Origin of the sequence: uncultured Salinisphaera sp., assembly GCF_964012375.1 — a bacterium.
Taxonomy (GTDB): Bacteria; Pseudomonadota; Gammaproteobacteria; order Nevskiales; family Salinisphaeraceae; genus Salinisphaera.
In genome coordinates, this window is record NZ_CAXGSH010000149.1 from 1 (window position 1) to 5,062 (window position 5,062).

The 5,062-nt window shown below is 60.7% G+C and carries 7 protein-coding genes and 2 tRNA genes; all 9 read right to left on the reverse strand.

What is annotated here, in order from left to right:
- Positions 1-202: hypothetical protein (locus ABNU97_RS17045; protein ID WP_348767863.1), on the reverse strand; the 202-nt coding region annotated here is incomplete at its 3' end.
- Between the two features lie 24 nt (positions 203-226).
- Positions 227-499, reverse strand: a complete 273-nt coding sequence (locus ABNU97_RS17050; RefSeq protein ID WP_348767864.1) for a hypothetical protein — start codon at positions 497-499, stop codon at positions 227-229.
- Positions 496-693, reverse strand: a complete 198-nt coding sequence (locus ABNU97_RS17055; protein WP_348767865.1) for an AlpA family transcriptional regulator — start codon at positions 691-693, stop codon at positions 496-498. Before ABNU97_RS17055 ends, ABNU97_RS17050 begins: the two co-directional genes overlap by 4 nt.
- 83 nt (positions 694-776) lie before the next feature.
- A complete protein-coding gene (locus tag ABNU97_RS17060) occupies positions 777-1,349 on the reverse strand; it encodes a hypothetical protein (RefSeq protein WP_348767866.1) in 573 nt (190 codons plus the stop codon).
- The gene (locus tag ABNU97_RS17065) at positions 1,346-2,560 is read right to left on the reverse strand and encodes an integrase arm-type DNA-binding domain-containing protein (RefSeq protein WP_348767867.1); all 1,215 of its coding nucleotides are present in this window, start codon (positions 2,558-2,560) and stop codon (positions 1,346-1,348) included. Before ABNU97_RS17065 ends, ABNU97_RS17060 begins: the two co-directional genes overlap by 4 nt.
- A gap of 163 nt (positions 2,561-2,723) precedes the next feature.
- A tRNA-Cys gene (locus tag ABNU97_RS17070) sits at positions 2,724-2,797 on the reverse strand.
- Positions 2,798-2,875: 78 nt separating this feature from the next.
- Positions 2,876-2,950, reverse strand: a tRNA-Gly gene (locus tag ABNU97_RS17075).
- A 235-nt stretch (positions 2,951-3,185) separates the two neighbouring features.
- A complete protein-coding gene (gene pgsA, locus ABNU97_RS17080) occupies positions 3,186-3,737 on the reverse strand; it encodes a CDP-diacylglycerol--glycerol-3-phosphate 3-phosphatidyltransferase (protein WP_348767868.1) in 552 nt (183 codons plus the stop codon).
- A gap of 42 nt (positions 3,738-3,779) precedes the next feature.
- On the reverse strand, positions 3,780-5,062 hold a 1,283-nt coding region (uvrC, locus tag ABNU97_RS17085; protein ID WP_348767869.1), incomplete at its 5' end, for an excinuclease ABC subunit UvrC.

Below are 5,062 nucleotides of genomic sequence, written 5' to 3' on the forward strand. Positions count from 1 at the left end.
CGTCTAAGATCGTCAGCGCATTGCGGCCCATGTGAATGCCAAGCCCGTTTGCGTCGGCGAATCGCTCCGCCCACTTCGCGCTCGCACGCACGCCGGCCTTCCCGTAGTTGGATACCAAGGGTTTCTTAGCGTCCACGTCTACGGGAAAGACCGTTATGCCGCGCTCGGCATATTCGGGTTGCCATTCGGCGAAAAGGCCCACGGCTAGGGAGTTGCAGTCTTGCCGCTATTCGCCGTTAGCTCGCCACCTCGCACGCTCGAACTCGATACCCAAGCGCATCGCTTCGTCAGGTTCCAAGCCGGCGACTAGCTCGCGATCCATTACCGCATCGAAGACGTGCGCGACACGCTGGAACTCGTCGCCGGCCAGATGGAAGTGTAGTTCGTGGTCTTCCAAATCCATCGCCAACACCAGCACGCGGGGGAGCGCGTCGGTATCGCGTCGGTTGCTATGGCCGTTGCGGTGAAAGTCGAAGCGTTTGAACTCGGGGTAGCTCATGCTGCCTCCGAGCGCTGCTCAATCTGACGCTCTATGTAAGCGTCGATTTCACTCTCTACCCATGCAACGGCTCTAGGGCCGATAGGTACGGATTGCGGGAACTCGCCGCGCTGCATGGCGGCATATATCGCACTACGCGATTGCCCGGTACGGGCTTTTACGGCTGGAAGCCGGATTAGGCTCTGTTTGGCCATGTCTGCACCCCTCTGGCGTGCTGTGGAACATGGCTACTTATTTAATAGCTGATTTGCACTTTGAACGAGGACTCAATACACCCCTATTCAGTCCGCTTTTTCTGGAGCCGAAGCTTTTGAAACGGGGTATCCCTCACCATTCTCAAAACGCTTTCTGGATCGATTTGCAAGTTCCAGCGCTCTACCAGATCCGTGGCGGCCTGTATGCGGCTTATATCCTCTTTCTCCACTGCGCGAGCTATTTCGCCTGCCCATGCATACGGCTGCATTCCTTTAATTTCTCGCCGTGCGTAATTGCCGGTGCGACGACGCAACGGTCCGATCATCGCGGTTTCCAAATCCTTCTCACCAACCGATCGCATGTACTCATCCCATCGACTTAGTAGGGCCAGCATCACTTCCGGCGGCGGATAGAACCCCATTTCCACTGCGTAAATAATTGCAGTTATCGGGCTCTCGGAGTCGTAAAAAGATTCCCGTGTTTTCTCATCGGTCCAAGGAAAATCATAAAGGTCGGACAGCTCTTGCCACGCCGTCTCCAACCCATCCAGCACCGGGTAGTCTTCGCTATCCCTCAATCTTTCGCGCCAGTGCTCGAACTGCTTCCGTGTTTTATCGCGGCCGTACCCGCCTGGGCAGTGTTTACCTTTGCTCATACGTCGCTCGCTGATTCTATTGGTGTGACATTCGCCCCACGCTTTAGTCCCGCCAAATAGTCGGCCCATACCTGCATCATTCGCCGCCGCTCGTCTAAATGCTCGGCGTAGTTGTAGGCGGCCCGTACGTTATCGCGCTCGGCATGGGCAAGTTGCCGTTCGATAGCGTCGCGGTTCCAGCCCTGCTCATTCAGCAGCGTCGAGGCCATACTGCGCAGCCCGTGCGCCGTCAGTTGGTCTTTGTCATAACCTAACCGCCGTAGCGCCGCGTTAAGCGTGTTTTCGCTCATAGGTCGGTCGGCAGATCGTGCGCCGGGGAAAACGTAGCGCCCTCGCCCTGTCAGCGGCTCTAGTTCGCGCAATACGGCCACGGCTTGCACCGACAGCGGCACAATATGCGGTGCGTTCATCTTCATGCGCTCTGCGGGGATGCGCCATTCAGCGGCGTCTAGGTCGAACTCGACCCATTCGGCCTTGCGAAGCTCTCCGGGCCGCACAAAGACCAGCGGCGCGAGTTGAAGCGCGCAGCGTGTAACGAACTGGCCTTCGTAGCTGTCGATAACCCGCAGCAGCGGCCCGATTTCCGCCGGGTTCGTGATGCTGGCGTGATGCTGTGCCCGTTTCGTTTTGAGCGCCCCGGCAAGATCGGCGGTCGGATCGCGTTGCGCCCTACCCGTCGCCACCGCAAACCGCATCACTTGCCCCACGAGTTGCTTAACGCGGTGAGCCGTCTCGATTGCCCCACGGCTCTCGGTACGCCGTAGCATCCGCAGCACTTCGGGCGGTTCTAGTTCGTGAACTTTAGTCGTGCCAATCCAGGGAAAAGCATCCCGTTCGAGTCGCCGGGTAACTTGGTGGCGGTTACTCTTGCCCCATTCACCGCTGCGAGCGTCTATCCACTCTCGGGCGACCGCCTCGAACGTGTCTGCGGCGTTCTGAGCGCGTTTCTCAGCCTGTTTCTGCGCACTCGGGTCAATACCCGCTGCAATAGCCTTGCGAGCGTCTGCACGGCGCTCACGCGCCAATTTCAGCGATACGTCGGGATAAGTGCCGAGCGCTAGCTGCTTTTCCTTTCCATGAATGCGGTACTTGAGACGCCACGCCCTACCGCCTTTCGGCGATACCAGCAGAAACATCCCGTCGCCATCGCTCAGCTTGAATGCTTTATCGCGTGGCTTGGCTTTATCGACCTTCGTGGCGGTTAGCTTCATTGGGGGCATCCGGTCGGCGCTGGGGGTATCTGCCCCCATATATGCCCCCAAGTGCCCCCGGATTGCAACGGATGCCCCCGGACGTAATGGGACATTCCAGACACAAAAAAGCCCGTAAATACGGGCCGATAAAGACTTAATTGGACTTTCTGGAATGCTTAGATGGAGGCCAGGCCCGGAATCGAACCGAGGTACGCGGCTTTGCAGGCCGCTGCATCACCACTCTGCCACCTGGCCGGTCGCATGCATCCAAACAGGCGGATGCTGATAAAGAAAAACCTCGACCGGCGGGCCGAGGTTTCGGCAATGTCTATTTGGAGCGGGAAACGAGATTCGAACTCGCGACCCCAACCTTGGCAAGGTTGTGCTCTACCACTGAGCTATTCCCGCGCCGTTGAGAGTGCGTATTCTAGGCGTAAAAGATCGGGTGTCAACCCATATCGACAAAGGTTTTTCATCAAGTCGGTTCCGGTGCCGCCAGCGTCGCCTCACAGGCCCGGTTCAAGCCCGTCTTCAAGGCGATGAAGCCCCCTCCCCGGTCTGTCTCGCAACCTTGTTCGAGCTGGGCCGGAATCGGACCGGCGCGCAACCGCGGGGCGCGTCCGCGGCCGCCTTACCGTGTTAACTAGCGTTCCATGCTCAGGCGCGGCCATGCCTGGCGCAAGTAGACCACCATCGACCAGAGCGTGAGCACCGCCGAAACGATCAGCAGCGCGACACCGAACAGATAAACGCCGGTGCGCTGGGCCAGATCGAACAACATGCAGAAAATGGCGGCCATCTGGATGGCGGTCTTGTACTTGCCCAACGAGCCGACCGCGACCACGCCGCGCTCGCCCAGCTCCGCCATCCATTCGCGCAGCGCTGACACGGTCAGTTCGCGGCCGACGATGACGGTGGCCGACAAGGCGATGTAGTAGTGCGGATCGCGGTAGACGAGCATGACCAGCACCGCGCACACGATCAGCTTGTCGGCGACCGGGTCGAGAAACGCCCCGAACGCCGAGGTCTGGTTCCAGCGCCGTGCCAGATGGCCGTCGAGCCAGTCGGTGGCCAGGGCCACGCCGAACAGGATGGCAGCCACGATATTGGCACTGGGCAGGGGCACGAACATGAGCCCCACCACGAACGGTATGAGAATCAGGCGAAACAGGGTCAGCCAAATGGGCAGGTTCAAGCGCTTCTCCTCGCGGGCCGCGCGGATCGGATGACACCGACGTCAGGCCGTGTTGTGGAAATGATCGTAAATCCGTTGTGCCATGGTCGCACTGATGCCTTCCACCCGTGCAAGTTCCGACACCCCGGCCCGGGCTACCTGCTTTGGCCCGCCAAAGGTCTGAAGCAGCTTCTTGCGACGTTTCGGCCCCAGCCCGTCGACCCCGTCGAGCATGGACCCCTGGCGTGCCTTGCCGCGCTGGCCGCGGTGGCCGGCGATCGCGAAACGATGCGCCTCGTCGCGAATCTGCTGGATGAGATGCAGCCCCGAGGAGTCTGCCGGCAGTATAAGAGGCGATTTCTCGCCCGGCAAAAAGATCTGCTCGAGCCCGGGTTTGCGCGTCGAGCCCTTGGCCACGCCGATGACGTTGACGCCGGTTACCTCAAGCTCCTCGAGCGCTTCCACGGCAACGCCGAGCTGACCCTTGCCGCCGTCGATGAGCAGCAGATCGGGCATGTAGTCCTCGCCGTTTTTAACCCGCTTGAAGCGCCGGGTCAGGGCCTGTCGCATCGCTGCATAGTCGTCGCCGGGTTCGATACCGTCGATATTGAAGCGCCGATACTTCGACTTGTTCGCCACGCCCGCCTCGAACACCACGCAGGAGGCCACGGTGCGTTCACCGCGCGTATGGCTGATGTCGAAACAGGCCATATGCATCGGCGGCGCCTCCAGCCCCAGGCCCTTCGCCAGCGAAGACAGGCGTTTTTCCACGCCGGCCCGGCTCGCCAACTGTGCCGAAAGCGTTTGTGAGAGCGTCGCCCGCGTGTTGTCCAGCCAGCGCTTGCGTTCCGCGCGTACGTTGGTCTTGAACGCCACCTTGCGCTGTGCGCGGCGGCCCAGACTTTCGGCCAGCCACTTATCGTCGGCCGGCAGCGGGTCGACCAGCAGTTCGGGCGGCGGCCGGCGTTCCAGGTAGTACTGGCTCATGAAGGCGGCCACGAGATCGGCTACGTCGGTGCCCGGCGGCGCGTGCGGGAAGAAACTACGGTGGCCGAGGTTGATGCCGCCGCGCACGGTGACTACCACGACCGCGCCGATACCACCATCGATCGCGGCGCAAACGATATCGAAATCGCTCTGACCGCCTACTTTCTGGCTCTGTGACTGCAATCGACGCAGCGCCGCGATCTTTTCCCGCAGGCGGGCGGCGGTTTCGAAATCCAGCGCCTTGGCCGCGGCCTCCATCTCGCCGACGAGGCGATCGATGAGTTTTTCGTTGCGCCCTTCCAGCAGCTCGACCGCGTCGCTCACATCGCGGGCATAGTCTTCCTTGCTGATATAGCCCA